General features: G+C 67.0%; 21 protein-coding genes and 1 tRNA gene. 6 read left to right on the forward strand and 16 right to left on the reverse strand.

The window, feature by feature from the left end; all coding sequences use genetic code 11:
- Window positions 1-282: 282 nt before the first annotated feature.
- From ACIKT0_RS02170 to ACIKT0_RS02180, 3 genes are all read right to left on the reverse strand, one after another.
- The gene (locus tag ACIKT0_RS02170) at window positions 283-1,170 is read right to left on the reverse strand and encodes a cation diffusion facilitator family transporter (RefSeq protein ID WP_407103775.1); all 888 of its coding nucleotides are present in this window, start codon (window positions 1,168-1,170) and stop codon (window positions 283-285) included.
- Between the two features lie 294 nt (window positions 1,171-1,464).
- Complete coding sequence (locus ACIKT0_RS02175; protein ID WP_407103776.1) at window positions 1,465-1,698, reverse strand: hypothetical protein; 234 nt, start codon at window positions 1,696-1,698, stop codon at window positions 1,465-1,467.
- A gap of 608 nt (window positions 1,699-2,306) precedes the next feature.
- Entirely contained in the window at window positions 2,307-2,747 is a 441-nt protein-coding gene (locus ACIKT0_RS02180) for an FAD synthase family protein (protein WP_407103777.1), read from the reverse strand.
- 352 nt (window positions 2,748-3,099) lie between these two features.
- Between ACIKT0_RS02180 and ACIKT0_RS02185 the strand changes: the two genes are divergently transcribed.
- Together ACIKT0_RS02185 and ACIKT0_RS02190 are read left to right on the forward strand one after the other, a co-directional pair.
- A tRNA-Arg gene (locus ACIKT0_RS02185) sits at window positions 3,100-3,176 on the forward strand.
- Window positions 3,177-3,498: 322 nt separating this feature from the next.
- On the forward strand, window positions 3,499-3,639 hold the full coding sequence (locus ACIKT0_RS02190; protein ID WP_407103778.1) for a hypothetical protein: 141 nt from the start codon (window positions 3,499-3,501) through the stop codon (window positions 3,637-3,639).
- 68 nt (window positions 3,640-3,707) lie between these two features.
- Here ACIKT0_RS02190 and ACIKT0_RS02195 read toward each other — a convergent pair whose 3' ends face one another.
- Window positions 3,708-4,307, reverse strand: a complete 600-nt coding sequence (locus ACIKT0_RS02195; RefSeq protein WP_407103779.1) for a phospholipase D-like domain-containing protein — start codon at window positions 4,305-4,307, stop codon at window positions 3,708-3,710.
- Between the two features lie 363 nt (window positions 4,308-4,670).
- Between ACIKT0_RS02195 and ACIKT0_RS02200 the strand changes: the two genes are divergently transcribed.
- Window positions 4,671-5,450 carry an ABC transporter permease gene (locus tag ACIKT0_RS02200; RefSeq protein ID WP_407103780.1) on the forward strand — a complete coding sequence of 260 codons (780 nt, stop codon included), beginning with the start codon at window positions 4,671-4,673 and terminating at the stop codon, window positions 5,448-5,450.
- A gap of 203 nt (window positions 5,451-5,653) precedes the next feature.
- On the opposite strand, the gene ACIKT0_RS02205 is transcribed toward ACIKT0_RS02200, so the two are convergent.
- Both ACIKT0_RS02205 and ACIKT0_RS02210 read right to left on the reverse strand, forming a co-directional pair.
- Window positions 5,654-7,201: a gamma-glutamyltransferase family protein gene (locus tag ACIKT0_RS02205; protein WP_407103793.1), complete on the reverse strand. Its 1,548-nt coding sequence runs from the start codon at window positions 7,199-7,201 to the stop codon at window positions 5,654-5,656.
- A 148-nt stretch (window positions 7,202-7,349) separates the two neighbouring features.
- Window positions 7,350-8,642 carry an amidohydrolase family protein gene (locus tag ACIKT0_RS02210; RefSeq protein WP_407103781.1) on the reverse strand — a complete coding sequence of 431 codons (1,293 nt, stop codon included), beginning with the start codon at window positions 8,640-8,642 and terminating at the stop codon, window positions 7,350-7,352.
- A 329-nt stretch (window positions 8,643-8,971) separates the two neighbouring features.
- Here ACIKT0_RS02210 and ACIKT0_RS02215 point away from each other — a divergent pair, with 329 nt between their 5' ends.
- The gene (locus ACIKT0_RS02215; RefSeq protein WP_407103782.1) at window positions 8,972-10,423 is read left to right on the forward strand and encodes an amino acid permease; all 1,452 of its coding nucleotides are present in this window, start codon (window positions 8,972-8,974) and stop codon (window positions 10,421-10,423) included.
- 90 nt (window positions 10,424-10,513) lie between these two features.
- Here ACIKT0_RS02215 and ACIKT0_RS02220 read toward each other — a convergent pair whose 3' ends face one another.
- From ACIKT0_RS02220 to rpmB, 10 genes are all read right to left on the reverse strand, one after another.
- The gene (locus ACIKT0_RS02220; protein ID WP_407103783.1) at window positions 10,514-11,491 is read right to left on the reverse strand and encodes an HpcH/HpaI aldolase/citrate lyase family protein; all 978 of its coding nucleotides are present in this window, start codon (window positions 11,489-11,491) and stop codon (window positions 10,514-10,516) included.
- Window positions 11,492-11,655: 164 nt separating this feature from the next.
- Entirely contained in the window at window positions 11,656-14,418 is a 2,763-nt protein-coding gene (locus ACIKT0_RS02225) for a phosphoenolpyruvate carboxylase (RefSeq protein WP_407103784.1), read from the reverse strand.
- A gap of 94 nt (window positions 14,419-14,512) precedes the next feature.
- Window positions 14,513-15,412, reverse strand: a complete 900-nt coding sequence (sucD, locus tag ACIKT0_RS02230) for a succinate--CoA ligase subunit alpha (protein WP_407103785.1) — start codon at window positions 15,410-15,412, stop codon at window positions 14,513-14,515.
- A 17-nt stretch (window positions 15,413-15,429) separates the two neighbouring features.
- Window positions 15,430-16,608 carry a malate--CoA ligase subunit beta gene (locus ACIKT0_RS02235; RefSeq protein WP_407103786.1) on the reverse strand — a complete coding sequence of 393 codons (1,179 nt, stop codon included), beginning with the start codon at window positions 16,606-16,608 and terminating at the stop codon, window positions 15,430-15,432.
- Between the two features lie 44 nt (window positions 16,609-16,652).
- Complete coding sequence (fchA, locus tag ACIKT0_RS02240) at window positions 16,653-17,279, reverse strand: methenyltetrahydrofolate cyclohydrolase (RefSeq protein ID WP_407103787.1); 627 nt, start codon at window positions 17,277-17,279, stop codon at window positions 16,653-16,655.
- Window positions 17,279-18,145, reverse strand: coding sequence for an NADP-dependent methylenetetrahydromethanopterin/methylenetetrahydrofolate dehydrogenase (locus tag ACIKT0_RS02245; RefSeq protein WP_407103788.1), 867 nt, complete (start codon window positions 18,143-18,145; stop codon window positions 17,279-17,281). Before ACIKT0_RS02245 ends, fchA begins: the two co-directional genes overlap by 1 nt.
- Before the next feature lie 199 nt (window positions 18,146-18,344).
- Complete coding sequence (locus ACIKT0_RS02250; protein ID WP_407103789.1) at window positions 18,345-19,286, reverse strand: D-2-hydroxyacid dehydrogenase; 942 nt, start codon at window positions 19,284-19,286, stop codon at window positions 18,345-18,347.
- 125 nt (window positions 19,287-19,411) lie between these two features.
- Window positions 19,412-20,620 (reverse strand): aminotransferase class V-fold PLP-dependent enzyme, encoded by a 1,209-nt coding sequence (locus ACIKT0_RS02255; protein ID WP_407103790.1) that lies wholly within the window; start codon window positions 20,618-20,620, stop codon window positions 19,412-19,414.
- Window positions 20,621-21,030: 410 nt separating this feature from the next.
- Entirely contained in the window at window positions 21,031-21,621 is a 591-nt protein-coding gene (locus tag ACIKT0_RS02260) for a queuosine precursor transporter (RefSeq protein ID WP_407103794.1), read from the reverse strand.
- A gap of 40 nt (window positions 21,622-21,661) precedes the next feature.
- Window positions 21,662-21,967 (reverse strand): 50S ribosomal protein L28, encoded by a 306-nt coding sequence (gene rpmB / locus ACIKT0_RS02265; RefSeq protein ID WP_407103791.1) that lies wholly within the window; start codon window positions 21,965-21,967, stop codon window positions 21,662-21,664.
- 295 nt (window positions 21,968-22,262) lie between these two features.
- Between rpmB and ACIKT0_RS02270 the strand changes: the two genes are divergently transcribed.
- A complete protein-coding gene (locus ACIKT0_RS02270) occupies window positions 22,263-23,153 on the forward strand; it encodes a DUF3108 domain-containing protein (protein ID WP_407103792.1) in 891 nt (296 codons plus the stop codon).
- 163 nt (window positions 23,154-23,316) lie between these two features.
- The coding region (locus ACIKT0_RS02275; RefSeq protein ID WP_474998490.1) for a DEAD/DEAH box helicase family protein at window positions 23,317-23,923 on the forward strand (607 nt) is incomplete at its 3' end.

Below are 23,923 nucleotides of genomic sequence, written 5' to 3' on the forward strand. Positions count from 1 at the left end.
GAGGCGTTGTGAACGCGTGTGTCGCACGCTCGCCGGATTAAAGGGTGGGCGAGAGACCGCCATCCACTCGCAGGTTCGACCGCCCGTTCCACCCGCACGGTCTCCGCGGGCGCGGCGAGCGCACACGGCGCCTGTCCATGCGCGGGCGCGGAGATCGCGCAGATCGCCATGGCGAGCGGAAGACCTGGCGGGCGAATCACGGTCGTGAGTTCATGACGCTGGCGTCGACGGGTGCTGCCGACGACCTTGACCATTTATGGTCGACGAGACGTTAAGCCCGCGTCAGAGAACGACGATTCCGGCGTGCTTGGCCTTGTCGTCCGGCTCGACATGGATCGTGACGACCATGTCCGCGTCCTCCTCGTGGAGCGCGCGCTCGATCCGGTCGCAGATGTCATGCGCTTCAGTCACCCGCATGTCTCCCGCCACCACCAGATGGAAATCCACGAAGGTCAGGCGGCCGGCGTTCCGGGTCCGGAGGTCGTGCGCCTCGATGGCGCCCTCCGCGTTGGTCGCGATGACGCCGCGGATGCGATCCTGGGCCGCCGGCGAGGCCGCCTCGTCCATCAGGCCGCCGACCGAGGTCCGGACGAGTTTCGCGCCCGACCAGAGAACGTTCAGCGCCACCGCGCAGGCGATCAGGGGATCGAGCCAGAGCTGGCCGGTCAGCAGCGCCGCCGCGATGCCGACGAGCACGCCGACCGACGAGATCACATCGGTCAGCAGATGCTGGCCGTCGGCGGCGAGCGCAGGCGAGCGCAGCGCCTTTCCGCGCCGGAGCAGCACCGCGCACCAGATCCCGTTGATCACGCTCGCAGCGAGATTGGCCCCAAGCCCCGCCGCCGAAAACTCGAGCTCACCCGGATCGCGCCACGTGCTCCAGGCCTCGTGAAAGATCGCCCCCGCGGCGATCACGATCAGAGCGCCCTCCAGCACGGCGGAGACGTACTCGGCCTTGTGGTGGCCATAGGGATGGTTACGGTCGGGCGGAGCGGCGGCCAGCCGGACCGCGACGATCAAAGCGACCGCGGCCGCCACGTTGACGACGCTCTCGGCGGCGTCGGAGTAGAGCGCCGCCGATCCGGTGAGCAGATAAGCGGCCACCTTGAGGCCCAGCACCAGCAGGCCGACGGCCAAGGTGGCGTTCGCGAGCCGCGCGGCTTCGTCCATCTCGCGCCCCCGTTCGCGCCGTTTCGGAGGAGAGCGACTAGCGGCGGCCTCCCCGGCGAGCAACCGTTATCTTCGCCGCTGCGAAGCAGTTGCAACCGGCCGGCTGGGCCCGCTTCAGGCGGTCAGCTTCGGCCGCAAATCTGCTAGGCGCTCGGCGCCGATGAAGCCCGCCTGCCTGCGGATCGCGCACCGCCCCCATCGCTCCCCAGAACACCAAGCCTGCATCGGCTTCGGCGGCCGCCCGAAGGCGCACGGGCGGGCGCCGAGTCCCTCGTCAGGCCGTCGAGCGACGGATCAGTTCTTTGGGTCCGACAACCGCAAGCCGGCCGACGGCGGGGCCGCGTCCCGCAAGAACATGATCGCGCCCTCGGTGTTCGGCGAGTCGGCCATCTCGAGCTTGAGCACGGAGGACGCGAAGAGCCCTTCATACTCGTGCTGCGTGAGCAGATCCTTCGACGCGAGGTGGATGCAAAGCTCGTCGAACAGCACCTTCAGGGCGAGCACCGCGTCGCCTGACTCGTGACTCATGGCAGACTCCCTCGGACGATCATGTACCGCGCCCGCTTCCGTCCGCGATCGGACAGAGGCCCAGGATCAAGACGCGAACTCCCGCAACAGTTCCGCCACGCAGTGGCCGGAGCCCGCTCGCCGGCTCCACATTGAAGTGAGGAAGGCGGTCACGCCGTCGCCGATCTTGGGGCAGGACCGCAAACGCCACACGCACCCCATGCCCCTCGGTCGCTCGTGCAGCCGCGGCCTGCGCGCTGACGTGATCCAGGAGCCGCAACGGCCCCAATCCGGTCAGTCTACGTAAATTGCGGATCGCAGCACGGTCAACCGTGGCTCGGCGGCGTTTGTCCCGATGCGGGACCTCGGATAAGGGCGAGCGAAGGCTTCAGGCGGCGCGGTCCGAGAACAGCATCTTCGAAGGACGCCCGGTCGCTCGCCGCGATGGCCTTGGGCGACGCAAAGCCGCCGCCGCCTTTCGCAGCACGCGCTATCACTGATTGTAGGGTGAATATCTTCGCAGCAGAAGAAAGGCCGGAATGTCAGGCCGGAGGCGGCTTCCGCGGCGGCGCTCGGCAACCTCGCGGATTCGACGGCAAACGCGCGCGAAACGCCGTTCGCCTGATACGTCAGTTCGGCTCGGCCCGCGCCCCGGCGGCCTTGAAGGACACCGTGCTGGTTCCGCGCTGCATGATGGTTTCGCGCAGGAACGTGGTGCTGATGCCTTCCGTTCGCGGCAGGTACACCACCTTGCAGTGCGCCTTCATCGCGTCGAACTTGCCCACCCAGTCTCCGCCCATGCCGAGCACGTCGATGCCCAGCCGCTCGATGTCCTGCGGTTTCTGGTCCCAGCTGTTCTCGGGAAGCACGTCGGTCACGCAGCGCAGCGCGGAGACCAGCCTGATTCGATCCTCGAAGCTGACGACGCAGCGCTTGCCCTTCTGGTGGTTGAACTCGTCCGTGGAGACCGCGACGTAAAGCTCGTCGCCGAGAGCCTTCAGTCGCTCCAGCAGGTTCAGGTGCCCAATGTGCAGCAGATCGAACGTTCCGTAGGTAAGCACTTTGACCACGGCTTCTCTCCGACAGGTGGGAGCCTCGCTGACAATCCGCATCGCAGCATCGATGAGCCCTCCCTTATGGGCGGGGCCCGAAGGTTCCGGAAAACCGCAGCGCCGGTCGACGCTGTGCGCAGAAGCACTGTGCTCGTGACCATAATGTGACATTTGTGTCATGCACAAGGGTGTGCGGCGCACAAATAATGCCCGGAGAGCAGTTGATCTCCTGATAAACCTAGGCTTTTGAGGCCCTCATCAAAGGAAGGACGAGGCGCGGAGGGCGCGCACGGCGCGCCCGTGAACTTTTCCGCGGCACCACTGCGTGATAACGGTTCAACGCCTCTCGCGAGGCCTGTGCGTCGCCTGCGTCCCGGTAGCTCAGCAGGATAGAGCAACGGTTTCCTAAACCGTAGGTCAGGGGTTCGAATCCCTTCCGGGACGCCAACGCCTTCCGGCATTCCGACGTAGAGCAGGCGCCGCTCTTCCTCGGCCTCGGCCGACGGGAGCCGTTTATCATCGGACCCTTGGGAAGAGGTCTTCTGGCTCCAACTGGCAGCCGCCGTGCGAGGCATGGGCCATGTGACGAGCCTGCGCTCGGGGCCATTTGCCGCGATTGCGCGTCGCAACATGCGCTGTTAGCGTCGTCAGATCAAATCATGATGACGGATGATCAAGCGCGACGAAACTAAGCGTGCTTGAAGATGAAGCCGCGCGCACCAAGGCCAATTGGGACAAGTTATACGCCCAGACCTGATATTCGGACTCGTTGAATTTCTGCCTCTACGTGGCGGACTCGAGCTATTTCCGGGACGCGGTTCTGGACTTCGGCTTGGGCAACGGGCGTGACTCCTTCGGCGTCGCCAAGGTGGTCGCGGTCGACCAGTCCCTCTGCTGCGGCAGCGAGTAGCGGTCCCAGACGCGTTCCCGACAGGCGCGGGCGCCGAGGACCAGCACCGCTCGGTCTCGTACGGTCTCTCATTGCTGATCGTCGTCCTCCTCGACGCCGTTCTTCCCACTCGCGGCGGCGCCAAGATTGGCCGGGCGCGAGGCCGCCGCGCGACGTTTCCAGTTTTCCGTGAAGCTGCCGACGACCTCGGGCGCGGAGGTTATCCTGATCATGTTCTCAGCGTTCTTGTTCTGCGCCGCTGAGGTGAAATTATAGCTTCCCGTGAATACCTCGCCCCGATCTATGATCATGATCTTGTTGTGCTGGGTCTTCACAGTCGCGTCGATGAGAACCGGGATGCCCTTCTCCAGGAAGTAAGCCAGGCTCTTGCTGCGACGCTTCTCCGACCCGATCGACATTATTATCCGCACATCGACGCCGCGCGCCTTCGCTCGCGCGAGCCCACGCATAAGCTTCCTGCTCGTGAAGTACATCGCCTGAACAAGAATCTCTCGCTTGGCGCCGTCGATGGCCGAGCGAAGCATGTCGTCGCATCGATCGCCGGGGGTAAAGCACGCGTTCACTTTAGCGTTATCAACGTCCATGCGCGCGTCAGGCTGCTCGCTCGCCGCATGAGACGCCGGCAGGCCCAAGCCGAGGACTAGCGCCAGCAGAAGTGTCTTTCTCATCGATCCTCCGTGGTTACGCCGGGATTGCGCCAGTCGCTTTCCGATGTCGCTACACAAATGCGCCATGACGATGGTGCTAGCTGCGGCGTCCGCCAGGAACGCAGCAGGCCGCCATGCCTCCCTCATGTCATCTGATGAGGCCCACCGCCTTGGCGAAGAGGTTGACGCGGTGCCGGGGGCCGCGGGTCCCGAGCGACCCAGCCACGCCATCCGCCGAAAGCGGCAGCACCTCAGGCGTCAGCGAACCTTCGCCTATCGCGCGGTTAGGGCTCACCCGCTACAGTGCCGACGTCGCCCCATGTCGAGCGATGATGGCCGGCACGCACCGGCAGTGTGATCAAGGGCGTCCTGTAAGGTAACCGCATGAGCATAGCATCTTCCGCGAAGCTCCAGGCCCGGATCATCTTCGCGCTCATAATGCAACGGATCCGCACCCAGTATGCCGGCTCCAGGGCCGGCTATATCTGGGCGATCCTGGAGCCGATCATCTGGATCTTCATACTGAAGTTCGCCATACGAGGCAGGGACGACCACCAACCGCCGCTCGGAACCAGCTACGAGGTCTTCTTCGCCACCGGGGTCGTCATAGCCCGCGGATGGCGCACGACCGCCCAGGCTGTCGCCAGGGCCCTCAAGAAGAAAACCAAAACATCTTTCGTGCACCGGATCGACGCCACATACGCTGCGTGGATCCTGAGCACGGCGACATCTGCTGTCGCGATGATCCTGATCCTTTTCATGTTGGGCTTGTTTGGCTTTGACGTGGCGCCGTTCAGGCCGTTGATATGCATCGCCGCCTTTTTAACGGCGGCGTTGTTCTCCCTGTCCTTCGGGCTCGTTCTGGCGCTGCTGCTGACGGTGGCGCCCGGCATCTCGCATTTTCAGAACATCATCATGTTGGTGATCTTCATCACGTCGGGCTTCTCCACCATCATCGACCGCGTCACGCCGCGATTGCGCGAGGTGCTTTTATGGAACCCCCTCGTCCATTGTATCGAATGGTTCCGCGAAGGCTTCTACAGGGGATACGTCTGCGCCAACCTTGATCTGCCCTATCTTTTTACCGTGACCGTCATGTTCATGCTGCTCGGCCTGGCTGGAGAACGGGCGACGCGCCGCCACGCCGCCGGCCGCCGGCGTTGAGGACGTCAGGCCGCGGGCCGGAGGCGTCCGGGCCGAGCGCCGAGCAGCGCCATCCCTCTCAGGAGGCGGTCGACGACCTCGAAGCCGCAGCTCGAGCTGGTCCATCATAATATCCGCGAACCTTGAATTGGCGTGGTGAGGGTCGTGGGGGAGATCCCTTCGCGAAACTCCGGAAGAAGGAAGCCTTCATCGCGCCGCAACCCTCAGATCCCAACCGCCGCGCCGTCGCTGCGGGGGTCGTGCGCGCCCTGGATCAGGCCGTCGTCGCCGATGAGGATCGCGCCGGCCTGCCCAGCGAGCGGGCTGTTCGCGTCGATGACGCTGGTCTCGTGCCCCATCCGGCGGAGCGCCGCGAAGGCCGCGGAGTCCACGCTCGCCTCCAGCTTCAATGTGTCGCGGCTGTCCGAGAACGTACGCCCCAGCAGGAAGCGCGGACGCGCGAGCGCTTCGGCTGGATCGAGGCCGTAGTCGATCAGCCGGGTCAGGAGCACGGCCAGCGTCTGCGGCTGGCCGTCCGCGCCCTGCGTCCCGTAGATCAGGCGGGGCATGCCGTCCTTGAGCGCCATGCCGGGATTGAGCGTGTAGAACGGCCGCTTGGCGGGCGCGATGACGTTCGGGTCGCGCGGGTCGGTGCTGAAGGCCGCGCCTCGGTTCTGCCAGAGGACGCCCGTGTCGCCCACGACCACGCCGCTTCCCCAGTCGAAATAGGTGCTCTGGAGCACGCTGACGCTCCGGCCCTCGGCGTCGGTCGCGCCGAAGAACACGGTGTCTCCGGTCCGGAACACCGCCGGCCAGGGCATCGCGCGGTTCCGGTCGATGGCGGCGGCTTTCCGGTCGAGCAGCTCGGCGCCGAGCCAGAGGTCGTCCGGAAGACAGACGGCGCGCGGATCGGCGATGCCGCCGCGGTCGAGGAAGGCCTGCTTCACCGCCTCGACGCAGAGGTGGTAATATTCGACGCTTCCTTCTTCGACCGAGGCGAGATCGAGGCGGCTCAGGACCCCCATGATGGCGAGCGTCGCGATCCCCTGCGTGGGCGGCGGTGGCGCGAGCAGCGTGAGGCCCCGGTAGTTCAGAGCGACCGGCTCCTCCAGCGACGCGCGCGTGGCTTTCAGGTCCTGCGCCGTGAGCGGCGAGCCGGCCTCTGCGAACCCCCTGGCGAGACGCTCCGCGAGTTCTCCCTCGTAGAAGTCGCGAGGCCCGTTCCGAGCGATCAGCCTGAGGCTCTCCGCCAGCTCGTTCTGCACGAATGTCTGACCCGGGCGCGGCGGCTCCCCGCCAGGAAGGAACGTCTTCCCGAAGCCCCGCCAATCCGGGAGGTCGGACTTGCGGAAGCCGGTCCAGAACGCCTGCGAAGGCGACAGCGGGAAGCCCTCCTCGGCGAAGCCGATCGCAGGCTCCATGAGCTCCGCGAGGGTCCGGCGTCCGCCCCAGTTGGCCACGGAGAACTCGAGGGCCACCCGCCAGGCGTCGACCGCGCAGGCGGAGGAGGCGGTCGAGGCGGGTCCGCGTAGCGGGATAGGCCCGTCATAGGCAGGGAGCCTCATCGGCGCCTGGCCGATCCCCATGATGGTCGCACGGCGGCCGCCGCGGTCGGCGATCATCCAGATCGCGTCGCCGCCGATCCCGCAGAAGTGCGGGTAGGTGACGGCGAGCGTCGCCCCGATGGCGACCGCAGCCTCGATCGCGTCGCCGCCCTCGCGGAGCACCTTGGCGCCGACCTCGCTCGCCAGCGTGTGCGGGCTCGTCACCATGCCCGCGCGGGAAGTCGCGAGCTTCGGCCGGACGACGCTAGCCGGCGCCGACCCTGCCCCGGCGACCGATCCGCCCCGAACCTCGCGATCGCGCAGTTCGGCGCCAGCGCTTTCCTGGCCGCGGCCCTTCCTCATGTTCAATCCTCGTTCAGCGGGGCGCCGCTTGCGGCGCCTTCAGGGAGTGGTCTTCGCCGCAGTGGCGGCAGATGCGGCTCTCGACCGTGGTCACGACCGTCACGCGTCCGCGCTTCAGCACCCATGAGCGCGCCGGCAGATCGAGCAGCGCGTCCGCGACCGTCAGGGTGTCGAGGATCACGATGTCGGCCTGCTTGCCGACCGCGAGCCCGTAATCGTCCGAGACCCCGACGACGCGAGCGGCGTTCACGGTCCCCATCTTCAGTATCTCGGCCTGCTGCTCGGGCGTTCCGAACTGCACGAGGTGAGCGAGCAGGTTGCCGATCTGGAGCGGGTCCGCCTTGCCGAAAGGCGTGAAGGCGTTGCGGATGTTGTTCGACGAGTAAGCGACGTTGACGCCGGCCTCGTGCAGCGCGCGGACCGGCGTCAGGCCGCGGCGCGGCCTGGCCTCGTCCTTGCGGCCGCCGAGATAGACGTCGGTCGCCGGCAGGGTGACGATGTGGATGTCGGCGCGGCGCAGGAGGTCGATGACGGGCTTCGCCTCGTCCGGCGCCAATGCGCCGAGGCTCGTGACGTGGCCGAGCGCCACCCTTCCCTGATATCCGGTCTCGATCGTCTTCTCGGCGATGTAGCGCGCCGACGCGAACCGTCGGTCGCCGCCGTCGTCGGCGAAGTCGACATGCATGTCGATCGGCAGGCCGCGGCGCGCGGCGAGGTCGAAGACCTTGTCGATATGGGCCTTGGTGTCGTCCCAGCTGAGCTCGTTGTAGGGGCAGCCGCCGACCACGTCCGCCCCGAGGTCGAGAGCCTGCTCCATCAGATCGTCCACGCCCGGGGCCTTGAGGATGCCCTCCTGAGGAAAGGCGACGATCTGCAGGTCCAGAAGGTCGCGATACTCCTCGCGCAGCTCGACCGCGGTCTCGACGCCGATCAGCCCCTGGATCGGATCGACGTCAGGATGGGCCCGGATCAGGGTCGTGCCGTTGCGCACCGCCATGTCCAGAACCCGGCGGGAGCGCTCCAGAACGTCTTCCCGCTCCTGCTGCGCCTTGAGGATGCCGGTGACGCGGATCGCCTCCTCGAGCGTGCCCGTGCGCGCCGGGAGCCGACGGTGAAGAAACGCCTTATCGAGATGCAGGTGCGGCTCGACGAAGCCGGGCAACGCTGCGCGGCCGCCCGCGTCGATCTCTTCGTCGCCACGCCCCTCGATGGTCTCGGCGATCTCGACGATCCGGCCGTTCTCCACGCCGATGTCGACCAGCGGCCGTTCGTCGTCGATCCGGACGCCGCGCAGCACGATGTCCATCTGCGTCTCCCTCTGTGGCCGCCGCCGGCGGTTTCTACGACTTTTTCCAGATTCGCAGCGACGATTGTCCAGCATCATGGGCAACGAGGCCTCGCCCCGCCGGCGTCCGTTCCGGCGCCCTCCCCCGGCGACACAGCGCGCCAGCGGGCGCGAGGCGGGGCCGTCGTGTGACGTCAAACTCTCTTATTGGCCTGTGTGCCCGCCGCCGGGGTTGCGGCCGGCATAGCTTGCGTGCCCGGATGCAAAGGCGCGCTGCTTGCTTGCAGCGAGCCGCCCCGTCCGGACGACACCCTTTTCCGCCCGCGCGGCGGACCTTTGGAGAACCGCCGATGGCGACAACGCTGATGCTGCGCAAGAGCCTCGAGAGCCTGGCCGGGACCGACGAAGGCGGCCCGCACGGGCTGAAAAGGTCGCTCAGCGCTTTCAGCATCGTCGCCATGGGCGTCGGCGCCATCATCGGCGCGGGCATCTTCGTGCTGACCGGCACCGCTGCGGCCAATTATGCGGGCCCCGGCATCGTGCTGTCGTTCGTGCTCGCAGGAATCGCCTGCGCGTTCGTCGGGCTCTGCTACGCGGAGCTCGCGGCGCTGATGCCCGTGTCAGGGTCGAGCTACACCTACACCTACGCCACTCTGGGCGAGTTCTGCGCCTGGCTGATCGGCTGGGACCTGATTCTGGAATACGCGATGGGCGCAGCCACCGTCTCGGTGGGCTGGTCGGGGTACGCCGTGAGCCTGCTGCGCGACATCGGCATCCATCTACCGCCGCAGTTGACGAACGCGACCGGCACCGTGGTGAAGCTCGCGGACGGCAGCGAGGCGATCGGCGTCTTCAACCTGCCTGCAGCTCTGATCGTGCTGGCGCTCACCTTCATGCTCGCGCGCGGCACCCGGGAGTCCGCTCGCGTCAACAACATCATGGTCGTGGTGAAGCTCGCGGTCGTGATCAGCTTCGTGGCGATCGGCGCCTTCTATGTCGACACCTCGCACTGGCGGCCCTTCGTGCCCGAGAACCAGGGCGAGTTCGGCGAGTTCGGCTGGAGCGGCGTGCTCCGCGGCGCGGCGGTGGTGTTCTACGCCTATATCGGCTTCGACGCCGTCTCGACCGCGGCCCAGGAGGCCATCAGACCGCAGCGGGACATGCCCATCGGGATCCTCGGCTCGCTGGTGGTCTGCACGCTGCTCTATGTGGGAGTTTCGGCGGTACTGACCGGGATCGTGCCGTTCCCCGAGCTGAACGTGCCGGACCCCATCGCGAAGGCGGTCGACATGATCGGTCTCGGCTGGTTCTCGAGCCTCATCAAGATCGGCGCGATCGCGGGCCTCACCACGGTCATGCTCGTGCTGCTCTACGGGCAGACGCGCATCTTCTACACGATGGCGACGGACGGCCTGCTGCCGCCGCTCTTCTCCCGCATCCATCCGCGGTTCGGAACGCCCTTCGTCAGCCAGATCCTGGTGGGCTCGCTGGTGGCTCTGACGGCGGGCTTCCTGCCCGTCAGCATCCTCGGCGAAATGGTCAGCATCGGAACGCTGTTCGCGTTCATACTGGTCTGCGCCGCGGTGCTTTATCTGAGGCGCACCGAGGCCAACGTTCACCGTCCCTTCAGGACGCCGGGCGCGCCTCTCGTGCCGATCATCGGCATTCTGCTCTGCCTGACGCTGATGGCCGGGCTGCCGCTCGACACCTGGCTCAGGCTGCTGATCTGGATGGCGATCGGCGTCGCGATCTACTTCGGCTATGGCCACCGGCACTCCACGGTCCAGCGCGAAGCGGCCTGAGCGGCCCCGAACGCAAAAAAAGGCGACGACCTTGCGGCCGTCGCCTTCTCTGCGTCAGTGCGCGGGCCCGCCGGAGCGGACCCTCAGGCCTCAGGCGGCCTGCTTCATCGCGTCGGCCTTGTTGATCAGCGCCTCGGCCATGCGGATGGAGGCGATGTCGATCAGGCGTCCGTCGAGCGCGACCGCGCCGCGGCCGGCCTTGGCGGCCTCTTCCATCGCCTCGATGATGCGGCGGGCCTTGGTGACCTCGGCCTCGGAGGGCGTGAACACCTCGTTGGCGAGCTCGATCTGGCTCGGATGGATCGCCCACTTGCCCTCATAGCCAGCCGCGGCGCAGCGGCGGGCGGCGGAGAGGTAGCCGTCCGGGTCGGAGAAGTCGCCGAACGGACCGTCGATCGGGCGCAGGCCGTAGGCGCGGCAGGCCACCAGCATGCGCTGCTGGGCGAACAGCCACGGGTCCTGCCAGTGCGTCTCGCGCTTGCCGGCCTCGTCCTTGTCGGTCAGCACCGAATAGTCCGGGTTCACGCCGCCGATGACGGTGGAGCGGGTGCGGCAGGAGGCTGCGTAATCGGCGACGCCGAAGGACATCGCCTCCAGACGCTTCGACGAGGTCGCGATCGCCTCGACATTCGCCATGCCGAGAGCGGTCTCGATCAGCACCTCGAAGCCGATCTTCTTCTCGCGCTTCTTGGCCTGCTCGATCTGCGTGACCAGCACGTCGATCGCGTAGACGTCGGCCGGCACGCCGACCTTCGGGATCAGGATCATGTCGAGGCGCGGGCAGGCCTCCACGATGTCGACGACGTCGCGGTACATGTAGTGGGTGTCGAGGCCGTTGATGCGGATCATCATCGTCTTCTTGCCCCAGTCGAGATCGTTCAGGGCCTGGATGATGTTCTTGCGCGCCTGCTCCTTGTCGTCGGGCGCCACCGCGTCCTCGAGGTCGAGGAAGATGACGTCAGCCTTGGACTGCGCCGACTTCTCCATGAAGGTCGGGTTCGAGCCCGGCACGGCGAGTTCGGAGCGGTGCAGCCGCGGGGTCGCCTGCTGGATCAGGGTGAAGCTCATTTGGTCCTCCTCAAAATCTTTGGCCGTTCCGTCTCGCCTGCGTCCGGACTTTCTGCGGCGGTCCGGTTGATTTGCCTATTCGTCAACAGAACTAGCCCGGGCGGGAAGCGCCGAGCATTTCGTCTACTGCGCGGCTGCGTCGCAGGAGCGGCTGCGGGCGCCGGTCACCCGGTCGCGCCGAACCCGACCGCGATGCAGGTGATCGACAGCAGCAGCGCGGACTTGGTCTCGTCCCGCTTGAACTCGTCGGTCTCGGCGCGGAACCGGCGCAGCAGTTCGACCTGCTCGCGGCTGACCTGATTGATGACCGGCAGGCGTTCGTTCAGCCGTTCGCGGAACGCCGGATAGCGGAACGCGATCTCGCCGCCGCCGCTGACGCGCAGCACCATCTCGCAGGTGAGGGCATATTCGGCCTCGATCATCCGGAAGATCTCGTTGCGGATGGTCTCGTCCGGCACCAGCTTGGAGTACTCGCGGGCGATCGACAGGTCGACCATCCGCAGGGTCTTCTCGACCTCGTCCAGGATCAGCCGGAACGGCTTCGAGCGCTCGAACATCCGGTGAAGCAGCGCCTCGCCGGTCTCGCCGCGAACCTCGATGAAGCTCTTGAGCGCAGACCCGATGCCGTACCAGCCGGTGATGATGTGCCGGTTCTGCGCCCAGGCGAACACCCACGGAATGGCCCGCAGGTCGGACAGCGTGCGTGCGCCGAACCGCCGGGCGGGACGCGAGCCGATATTGAGCAGCGCGAGCTCGTCGAGCGGGCTCGCATTCTGGAAATACTCCACCAGCCCGGGGTGGTTGATCAGCTGCGTGTAGACCGCCCGCGACGCGCCCGACAGCGCCTCCATGGCGTCGTCGAACTCGTGCCGGGCCGCATCGACGTCCTTGGCGGAGTTCAGGACGTGGTCCATCACCGAGGCGGCGGTGAGCTCCATCTGGAACGCCGCGGTGCCGCGGTTTGAATATTTGAACGAGACGACCTCGCCCTGGTCGGTGACCCGGTACTGACGGCGGACAGAGCCTGGCGGCTGCGCCGCGATGGCCCGCGCCGTCGGCGCGCCGCCGCGGCTGACGGAGCCGCCCCGGCCATGAAAGAAGGCGATCGGGATGCCGGCCTGCTCGCCGATTTCGGTGAGCTTGGCCTGCGCCTTGTAGAGCTCCCAGTTCGACGCGAAGTAGCCGCCGTCCTTGTTGGAGTCCGAATAGCCGATCATCACCTCGTGGAAGCCGCCCTGCCAGCGTACCGAACGGCGGACGAGCGGGATGGCGAGCAGCTCCTTCATGATCGCCGGCGCCGCCCGTAGATCCTCGATCGTCTCGAACAGGGGCACGATCGGCAGCTGGCAGATCTCGACGCCGGGGCTGTCGAGATAGATCCTGGCTTCCTTGGCGAGCAGGTAGGCGCCGAGGACGTCGTTGACCGATCGCGTCATCGACAGGATGAAGGCGCCGACCGCCTCGCGATCGAGTTCGGCCCGCATCTCGGCCACAAGCGCGAAGGTGGCGAGCGTCTCGCGCGCCTCGTCGGAAAGCTCCAACTCGCGCGGCGTCGCGCGCGGCTTCGAGAGCTCTGCGGTCAGCCAGGCCCGCCACTCGCTGGAATCGACGTCCGGCGCGTCCTCCGGGCTCGCGCCTTCGACCGAGGCCCAGATCTCCTGCAGCGTCTTCGTGGTGCGGGTCGAGTTCTCGCGCAGGTCGAGGTGCACCGTCGAGAACCGGAAGATCTCGACCATGCGCCGGACCGGCCGCACCTGATGGACCGCGAGCGAGCGGCAATCGGCGTCGATCAGCCCCTGCTCCAGCGCCTTGAGGTCGTTGATCAGCTCGTCGGCGTCCTTGTAGGACGGCGCCGGCGTGGCGGTCGGCTCTTCCTTGTTGCGTTCGATCGTGGCGTCGAGCTTGCGCAGCACGCAGGTGAGGAACTGACGGAAGTGCTCGCCCGGGTTACGCGCGGCGATCGCCTCGGCGTCGCCGCTGGCGTCGAGCCGCTCCTTCAGCTCCTTGCGGAAGGAGATCGGCGTCAGCAGCGTGCGCTCGGTGATCGAGAGCCACTTGGCGAGGTCGTTCAGCCGGGCGCGGTAGCGGCGCATGCTGGCGCGGGCGTTGCGCTTCAGCGTGGTGCGGGTTTCCGTCGAGGTCACGAACGGGTTGCCGTCACGGTCGCCGCCGACCCACGAGCCGAACTGGAAGAAAGGCGGCATCTCGAATTGCTCGTCCGGATAGTACTCGGCGAGCGAGGTTTCGAGGGAATCGAGCAGTTCCGGCAGGGTTTCGAACAGCGCTTCGTCAAAGAAGTGCAGCACCCAGGAGACCTCGCGGACGACGGTCGCCTTCTCCAGCTGCAGTTCGCCGGTGAGCCAGATCAGCTCGATCTGGTCGCTCAGATCCGCCATCAGCGCGTTGCGCTCGCGCTCCGTCCAGCGCGGCAGCTCGAGCTCGCGCAGCAGCAGATAGACCTTGCGCAGCTTCTCCAGCACGGTGACGCGCTTGGTCTCCGTCGGATGCGCCGTGAGCGTCGGCCGGATCCGGAGATTCTTGAGCATCTCGTGAATCTCGGCCGGCTTCACGCCGGACGCCGCCGCGTGCGCCAGCACGTGCGAGAAGGTGCCCTTGATCTCGGCGCGGCCATGGGTGCGCTCGACGTGGCGGCGCCGGCGCATGGCGGTGTTCTCTTCGACGATCGACAGCAGCCGGAACCAGATGCCCTGCAGCTGCAGCGCCCGCCCCATGCGCTCGGGGGTCAGCTGCGAGATGTCGGCCTCGCCCTTCAGCACCGGCTCCAGGTCCGGCTCATGGCGGCGGCAGATCTCGAGCAGGGCATGGAACAGGATTTCGGTCGCCGCGTCCGGCGAGGTGCCGGTGATCACTGGCGGCTCGAAGGGCGCGTCGGGCGCGAGCGTCGCAAGCTGGGAGATGGGTGCCATCACGATGTCCATTTCGTCATGCGCCTGCGTCCGCCAACTGCCCGAGGCGGATGACTGCAGACGGCGGGCCGCCGCCCGGAAGAAGGGCCGGTAATCAGGCGGCCTTCCGGGTCTTCGCCAGAACCTCTGCAACCGTCGTGCCGAATGACCCCGGATCCGGGGCGACCGTCAGTCCATAGGACTTCATGATCTCGGCCTTCTCGGCCGCGCTGTCGCCGGCCGCGGAGATGATCGCGCCCGCATGGCCCATGCGACGGCCCTTCGGCGCGGTGAGGCCGGCGACGAAGCCGATCACAGGCTTGGAGAAGTTCTGCTTGATCCATGCGGAGGCTTCCGCCTCCTGCGGGCCGCCGATCTCGCCGATCATCAGCACCGCCTCGGTGTCGGGGTCCTGCTCGAACAGCGCCAGATGATCGAGGAAGGACGAACCGTTGATCGGGTCGCCGCCGATGCCGACGGAGGTCGAGATCCCGATGCCGAGGGCCTTCATCTGGCTGGCGGCCTCGTAGCCCAGCGTGCCGGAGCGCGAGATCACCCCGACCTTGCCCTGCAGGTAGATGTGCCCGGGCATGATGCCCAGCATCGCCTTGCCCGGAGAGATGATGCCCGCGCAGTTGGGGCCCACCACCATCGTCCGCTTTTCCTTGGGATAGCGGTACAGGTAGCGCTTCACCCGCATCATGTCCTGCGCCGGGATGCCGTCGGTGATCGAGCAGACCAGCTTGAGCCCGGCGTCGGCCGCCTCCATGATCGCGTCGGCCGCGAAAGGCGGCGCCACGAAGGTGATCGAGGTGGTCGCGCCAGTCTCGCGAACGGCGTCCTTGACGGTGTTGAACACCGGCAGCCCGAGATGCGTCCGGCCGCCCTTGCCGGGCGTCACGCCGCCGACGACGTTGGAGCCGTACTCGAGCATCTCCTTGGCGTGGAACGTGCCTTTGTCGCCCGTGATGCCCTGGACGATGATGGGCGTCTTCTCGTCGATCAGGATGCTCATCGTGTCCTCCCTCTCGCTCAGGCCGCGGTCTGCGCGCCGTGGCAGGCCTCGACCGCCTTGGTCGCCGCCTCCGCGAGCGTGTCGGCCGCGATCAGGTCGAGCCCGGAGTCTTCGAGGATCTTCTTGCCGGCCTCGACATTGGTGCCCGCCAGCCTGACGATCAGCGGCACCTCGATCTTCACCTCCTTGGCGGCCTGGATGACGCCCTGCGCGACCCAATCGCAGCGGTTGATGCCGGCGAAGATGTTCACGAGGATCGCCTTGACGTTCTTGTCCGACAGGACGAGCCGGAAGGCGGTCGCGACGCGGTCCGGACTGGCGCCGCCGCCGACGTCGAGGAAGTTCGCAGGCTGGCCGCCTGCGTGCTTGATCATGTCCATCGTCGCCATCGCCAGGCCGGCGCCATTGACGATGCAGCCGATCTCGCCCTCGAGGCCGATGTAGTTCAGGTTGTGCTCGGCCGCCTGCGCTTCGCGAGGATCGCTCTGCGAGGGGTCGTGCATGTCGGCGACCCCGGGCCGCCGGAACAGGGCGTTGTCGTCGAACGACATCTTGGCGTCGAGCGCCAGCACCCGATCGTCGGGCGTCACCACCAGCGGGTTGATCTCCAGCATGGTGCCGTCGGTGTCGCGAAACGCCCTGTAGGCGTTCATGATCACCTTCACGGCCGCCGCGACCTGCCTGATGTTGAGCCCGAGCCGGAAGGCGATCTCGCGCGCCTCGAACTGCTGCAGGCCCACGGCGGGTTCGACCACCACCTGGATCAGCGAGTCCGGGTCCTTCTGCGCGATATCCTCGACTTCCATCCCGCCATTCGCCGAGGCGATGACTCGTACGCGCTCGGCCTTCCGGTCGAGCACGTAGCCGAGATAGAGCTCCCGCTCGAAGGGGTCCGCGACCTCGACATAGACGCGCTGGACAGGCTTGCCCTCGGGACCGGTCTGGGCCGTCACCAGCCGCTTGCCGAGCATCGACCGGGCGGCGTCCCGCACTTCGTTATAGGTCCGGCAGAGCTTCACCCCGCCGGCCTTGCCGCGCGCGCCGGCGTGGATCTGGGCCTTCACGGCCCAGTGTGAGCCGCCGAGTTCGGTGGCGGCGTAGACGGCCTGATCAGGGCTGAACGCCACGGCCCCCTTGGGGACCGCAACGCCGAAGCTCGCGAGCAACTCCTTGGCCTGGTACTCGTGAACGTCCATGGCAGCCTCCTCAGCCGTCGTTATGGCGGCGGGCTTGTTGCGGGTCAGCCGAGCTTGTTCTTGACGACCTCGTACGTCTTCTCCGTCATGGCGCGCGCGTCGCGGAGCAGCGCCTCGAGTTCGTTCAGCCGTCCCTCTGCGAACTCGCGGTCCTTGATGGAGCGCGCGTTGACGCGGACGTTGAGGGCGGCGCTGGTGAGCCCCGCATAGGCCGCCTGAACGGCCACGCCGGCGTCGCTGACGACGTTGACGTTGCCCTTCTCGGCCGCGATCTCGGCGAGCCGGATCACCTCGTCGCACAGACGCACGCATTCGAGCGGCACGTCAGTCGCCGACTTGAGCGCGGCCTGGATCTTCTCGCTGCGCGCCTCCTTCTCCTCGTCCGTGCCGCGCGGCAGCCCATAGGCCGCCATCACGGCGTCGAAGGCCACGACATCGTCCGCGATCGCGTCCGTCAGCTTGGCGCGGAGATCCTCCGACTGGGCGAGGACGCCCTTCAGCTCGTCCTCGACCTCCGCGTATTTCGGCTTGCCGATGGTCAGGTTGCAGACCATCGACACAAGCGCAGCGCCCATCGCCCCCGAGAGGCCGGCGGCGCCGCCGCCGCCAGGCGTCGGCTGCTCGCTCGCCAGCTCGTCGAGGAAGACGCCGAGCGCCTGCTCCTTCGCCATCACGCCATTTCCTTGGCGAGGGCGTAGATCTCGTCGGCGTCGAACGACTGCTCGGTCGAGTCGAACAGCTTGCCGATCAGCGTGCGGTGCAGCTTCAGCTTGAGGCCGCCGAGGCCGAGCGCGCCGTAGATGATCTTGCCGTGGCGCTCCTTGGCCTTGTCCATGGCGTCGATGCCGCCGAGGCCCATCGGGGGCTGGGCGTTGTAGTCCGCCATGATCTCGATCGAGGACTCGGACTTCCAGGCTTCCTCGGAGAGCAGCTCGAAGCCGATCGCGCCGGCGGAGAACACCAGGTTGGCGCCCTCGATCGCCTCGCGGCGAGACGTCTCGTCCTTGGCCTCGATCGCCTCGACCTTCACGCCGAAGCGCTGCTCGATGGCGTCGGCCGCCTTCTGGGTCTTGCCCTGGTCGCGGCCCGTGATGGCGACGGTCGCGCCTTCCTTGCCGAGCATGACGGCGGAGCGCATGCCAACCGGGCCGGTGCCGGCGAGGACCACGGCGCGCTTGCCCTTGATGTCGCCGCCGGCCGACTTCACGACGAGCGCCACGCCGGCCGCGGCCGTCGTGTTCGAGCCGTTCGAATCCAGCATCACGGAGACGCGGAACGGGCCGAAGAACCGCTTCTTGACCGCGTCGAACACCGCCTCGCCGGCGGTCATGTCGCCGCCGCCGACGAAGATCGCCGTCGACTTCTTCTCGGCGCCGCCGCGCGTGTAGATCGTGCCGTCGACATAAGCGCCGACGTTCTCCGGCGTCACGCCGCCATAACCCGCGATGTGATCGGCGCCGCCGTCATAGCCGACGACGGTGTCGAAGACGCTCGGCGCGGGGTCCGTGTCGAATTGGAAAAGCAGCTTCTTGGTCATGTTTTTCCCTGTCGCCCGCGCTTGGGCTCGTTTTCTTGATGGCCTCGATCCGAGGCCGCCATGTGCTTCGACAAGCGTCCCTTGGGCCTCGTCGGGCGAGGGAGGCCGTATCCGGCCGCCCTCCTGTTCCCCAGGGCCGACAAGGCCTGAGGGGGGCAAGCCAAGAAGGCTCGAAGCACGCTGAACCGAGGCGACCGCCTCACTCCACCACGTTCGACGGCTTGCCCGCGACGAAGTTCTCGACATTGTCGATGAGCTGATCGGCGAGGATCTGCATCGCCTCCTTGGACGCCCACGCGACGTGCGGCGTCACGATCAGGTTCGGCAGATCGGCGTCGCACAGGATGTTGCCATCCTTCGGAGGCTCCTGCGCCACCACGTCGAAGCCCGCGCCGCCGATCTCGCCCGACTTCAGCGCCTCGAGCAGCGCCGCCTCGTCGACCAGGCCGCCGCGCGCGGTGTTGATGAGAAGCGCGTGCTTCTTCATCTTCCGGAACTGCTCGGCGCCGAACATGTTCTTGGTGTCAGGCGTCAGCGGCACGTGGATCGTGATCGCGTCGGACTGCGTCAGCACGGTCTCGAAATCCACGAGGCCTTCCTGCGGGAAGACGTCGTAGGGCAGGACCTTCATGCCGAGCGCCTCGGCGCGCTTGGCGATCGACTTGCCGAGAGCGCCATAGCCGACGATGCCGAGCGTGGAGCCCGCGATGTCGTAGATCGGATAATCGAAGTAGCAGAACTGGCTCGACTTGTTCCAGTCGCCGCGCTTCACCGACTGAGCGTAAGGCACGATCGAACGCCGCAGCGCGAACAGCAGCGCGATGACGTGCTCAGGAACGGTGTTGAACGCGTAGCCCCGGATGTTCGAGACCGTGATGCCCTGGGCCTTGGCCTGGGCCTTGTCGACCACGTCGGTGCCCGTCGCCGCGACCGCGATCAGCTTCAGATTGGGAAGCTGCTTCAGCGTATCGGCGCGCATCGGCACCTTGTTGATGATCGCGATGTCGGCGTCCTTGAGGCGCTCGACGATCTCGTCGGGCGTCCAGGTCGACTCGTATTCCTTGTACTCGTGCGGAAAGTTCGGAGCGCGGACGTTGGCGTCCAGGCTCTCGCGGTCGAGAAAGACGATCTTATGCGTCATGGAGACCCCCATTTCGCGGCTTTGACGGAGGGCGTCTTCCGCTGGCCGCTTGAGCAACACGGCATATCGCGCGCGAGCCGGTCGGGACAGGCCTTTCGGCCCGTCCCTCCGGTCACGACACGGAATTACGCCGCCTTGGGGGTGGCTTCCTGCTTCTCGATCGGGTTCTGGCGCAGATACTGCTGCGCCGCCGCGACGCCCGAGCCGGCTTCGATCTTCACGCCGTTGTCGAGCATCGACATCTCGGCGCCCGAGATCGCGCCGAGCAGCATGAGCTCGTTGAGATCGCCGATATGGCCGATGCGGAACACCTTGCCGGCGACCTTCGAAAGGCCGGCGCCGAGCGCGAGGTTGTAACGGTTATAGGCGTGCGAGATGATCTTCGCGGCGTCGACGCCTTCCGGCGCGAGGATCGCGCTGACGGTGTCGGAGTGCCAGCGCGGGCTCTTGGCGCACAGCTTGAGGCCCCAGGCGTCGACCGCCTTGCGGGTGGCCTCGGCCAGCACGCGATGACGGTTGAACACGTTGTCCAGACCCTCGTCGAACAGGCAGGCCAGCGCCTCCTTCAGACCGTAGAGCAGCGGCAGGGCCGGCGTGTACGGGAAGTAGCCCGCCGGGTTCTGCTTCATGTGGTCGTCGAAGTCGAAATAGACCTTGTTCAGCTTGGCGTTCTTGCGAACGTTCAGCGCCTTCTGGCTGACGCAGACGAAGCCGAGGCCGGCCGGCAGCATCAGACCCTTCTGCGAGCCCGAGACGGCGCAGTCCACGCCCCACTCGTCGAAGCGGAAGTCGATCGAACCGAGGCCGGAGACCGAGTCCACCAGCAGCAGTGCCGGATGGCCGGCGGCGTCCATCGCCTTGCGGATGGCGGCGATGTTCGAGGTCACGCCGGTCGCGGTCTCGTTGTGGACCACCATCACGGCCTTGATCTCGTGCGCCTTGTCGGCGCGGAGGGCCTCCTCGATCTTCTCCTCGTGGGCGCCGGTGCCCCACTCCTCTTCCTGGACCTCGACCTCAAGGCCGAGGCGCTGGGCCATGTCGACCCACAGGTGCGAGAACTGGCCGAAGCGGGCGGTCAGCACCTTGTCGCCGGGGGCGAGGGTGTTGGCGAGCGCAGCTTCCCAGCCGCCGGTGCCGGACGACGGGAAGATGAAGACCTGGCCGTCCTTGGTCTTGAAGACCTTCTTCATGCCCTCGAACAGCGGCAGCGTCAGCTCGGGGAACGCGGGCGAGCGATGATCCTCCATCGACACGACCATCGAACGCAGGACGCGGTCGGGCAGATTGGTCGGGCCGGGGACGAACAGGAAGTTACGACCAGGGCGTCTCGCCATTGTTTCCTCCAAAGCGCTTCTTGGCGGCGGAAAATACACGGGGGGTTGCGTTTGACTATGCGACAGCCAGTCACGTTCGCATAGGATTACGTCGGACGACGGATAGTTCTTCTGGATTTAGGGAAACTACTATCCTTCGTTCAGAAGAAGTTTGGCGCCCGTTTTGGCGTCGGGCGATAGGCGGGCCCGATCAGCTCCCGGCGCAAGTCTTCGACGGCGAGGGACGCTGGACTGCATCCTTCCCGTGATCGAGCGACGGATGTGAGATGAACGGTGATTATGCCCGGCGCGCGGTTCGGTTTCGAGGCCGACCTTAGGAGAAGCCTGCGACCGGCGCACGGGGAGCGCTGGGGATGCGGCCTTCACGGACGGCCGCGACCCGGGCGGCTGACGATCTCCGAGCACTTCGGTCAACGCGCGGCCGGGGCCGCTTCGAGCGGCCGGATCGCGTTCATGAGCACGCCGTAGGGCGCGAGCAACGCCCCCGCCGCGAGCGCTTTCACAAGGAAGTCGAACGCGGCCAGATTGGCCCAGAGCGGCGCGGTGAACGCGCTCCCGAGCAGCGCGGTCGGCCCCGACATGCTCGCGACGCCCGCGAAGGCGAGCGTGAAGAACAAGACGGTGTCGACCGCCGACCCGGCGAGACTCGCGAACAGCGGCGCCCGCCACCATTTCTGGCGGCGCAGTTGCGCGAAAACGCTGACGTCGAGCAGTTGCCCGATCAGGAAGGCGGTCGCGGAGGCGACGGCGATCCGCGGCGTCGCGAGCCAGATCGAGAGGCCGACCGCGATCGCGAAGCCGCAATACACCACGCGGCGCGCGCCCGACGGACCGAACCGGCGATTGGTGAGATCGGTGACCAGGAAAGCGACCGGATACGCGAAAGCGCCCCAGGTCAGCTTGTCCGCGAGGCCGAAGGCCGTCACCGGATGCTGGACAAGGATGTTCGAAGCGACGACGACCAGAGTCATCGCCGCGATCGCAGGCGCCAGGTTCCGCATGGTCGTCACGGCCGGGCTCAGGACCCAGCCGCCAGGAGCGTCAGGAAGCCGCCTGCTCGACCGGCTGCTCGCCGGCCTTGGCGATCTTCCGCTTCAGCTCTCGCGCGCCCTGGCTGAGCTGGATGTCCGCAGCCTTGGCCAGGAAGGCGTCGAGGCCGCCGCGATGCTCGACCGAGCGCAGCGCATGAGCCGAGACCTTGAGCCGCACGGACTGGCCGAGCGCTTCCGACAGCAGCGAAACCTGCAGCAGGTTCGGCCGGAAGGTGCGCTTGGTCTTGTGGTTCGAGTGGCTGACCTTGTGCCCCGTGAGCACGGCCTTGCCAGTGAGTTCGCAACGCCGCGACATGGGCTCTGCTCCTGCAACGATCAAAGGCCCGAGCGAAGGCTTCGGACGCGAGGTCCGGGCTGCGCCGCGAGCCTGGAAAAGGAGGCGCTGCTATAGACGCGGCCGTCCGGGGCGTCAAGGATCAGGACGTTCGAGCCGACGAATCACGCGCGACCGATATGGCTCCGGATCCGATTTGCCTCCAAGCCTCACAAAAATCGGAATTCTGCTTAAGTAGAGGGGCGGATGGACGTTCTCCAAGGATGAGCGCGTCGCAGATCAGCCTGGCGCGCCGGCGCACCGAGATTCTCCGCTCATGAAAACCACGTTCATGGCCGCCCGGCGGCCCCTATCGAGCGTCGCTCTGGGTCTCGCACTGGCGGCCCTGACAGCGGCCGCGCCAGTCATGGCCGAAACCTCCGCCCCGGGGGAGACCCGGATACGCGCGCGCTACGCCATGACGCTCGCCGGATTCGACATCGGCACAGCCACCATGCAGGCCGGGGTGGGCCGCTCGTCCTACGACATGAACCTGAGCGTCCGCATGACGGGCCTGGTGAAGTTCTTCACGGGCGGAAGGGGCGCCGCCATCGCCCGCGGCGGGGTCGAGGACGCGCGCGTCACGCCGACCGCCTATGCGCTCAACACCCGCTCGAACGACAAGGGGCAGATCATCCGCTTCGCCCTCTCGGGGGGCGCCGTGCGCCAGATGTCGGTGGAGCCGCCGCCGAAGACGAAAGACACCATCCCGGTGACGGACACCGACAAGCGAGGGATCGTGGATCCGCTGAGCGCGCTCGTCATGCCGGTCGCCGGATCCGGCGATCTGCTGGCGCCCGCCTCGTGCGACCGGACGTTGCCGGTGTTCGACGGGCGGCAACGTTTCGACGTGGCGCTGCGCTATGACCGCACCGAAACCGCAGTCGCTGACCCGGCCGTCAAGGGCTCCTATGACGGCAAGCTGATCGTCTGCAAGGCGAGCTACAAGGCGATCTCGGGCCACAAGCCCGGCCGGGCCCAGACCACCTTCATGGAGAACAACAAGGACATGGAGGTGTGGCTCGCGCCGGTCGCCGGCACACGCGCCTTGCTGCCGTGGAAGATCTCCGTGCGGACGCAACTCGGCACCGCGGTGATCACTGCGACCTCCTTCGTCGTGGACGCCGGCGAGACCCGAGCCTCGGGCGCCAAGGGAACCAACCTCTGAACCGCAGGACGACGCCGAGCCTGCGACGGTGGTGCGGCCCGGCTCAAGGCGCTGGAACGAATCAGGAATTGGCCGCGGATCGCCGATTCGGCCGCGCTTCGTTCAGGGACCGTTCCCATTTTGCGGCTTCGCCCGCTCCGGACGACCGGTTAAAGGGTTCTGAATGACCGATCCCGCGACGCTCGCTCCTGCGGCAGCGTCAGAAATTCTCGCGCCGGCGCGAGGCCGCGGCGTGACCGCGGTGCTTGGGCCGACCAACACCGGCAAGACCCACCTCGCCATCGAGCGCATGGCGGCGCACGGCTCAGGCCTGATCGGCCTGCCGCTGCGGCTGCTCGCGCGCGAGGTCTATGGCCGGCTCTCCGAGAAGGTCGGGACGGACAAGGTCGCGCTCGTCACGGGCGAAGAGAAGATCAAGCCGCCCGGCGCCCGATTCTGGGTCTCGACCGTCGAGGCGATGCCGCGCGACCTCGACGTCGATTTCGTGGCCCTGGACGAGATCCAGCTCTGCGCCGACTTCGACCGCGGGCATGTGTTCACGGACCGGATGCTCAATCTGCGCGGCCGCTACGAGACGCTGATGCTCGGCGCCGCCACGATGCGGCCGCTGGTCGAGAAGCTGCTGCCGGGCGCGAACGTCATCGGCCGGCCCCGGCTGTCGCAGCTCACCTTCGCGGGCGAACGCAAGCTCACCCGCCTGCCCCCGCGCAGCGCCATCGTGGCCTTCTCGGCCGAGGAGGTCTACGCGATCGCGGAGCTGATCCGCCGGC

This window comes from Hansschlegelia beijingensis (assembly GCF_045505405.1).
Taxonomy (GTDB): Bacteria; Pseudomonadota; Alphaproteobacteria; order Rhizobiales; family Methylopilaceae; genus Methylopila; species Methylopila beijingensis_A.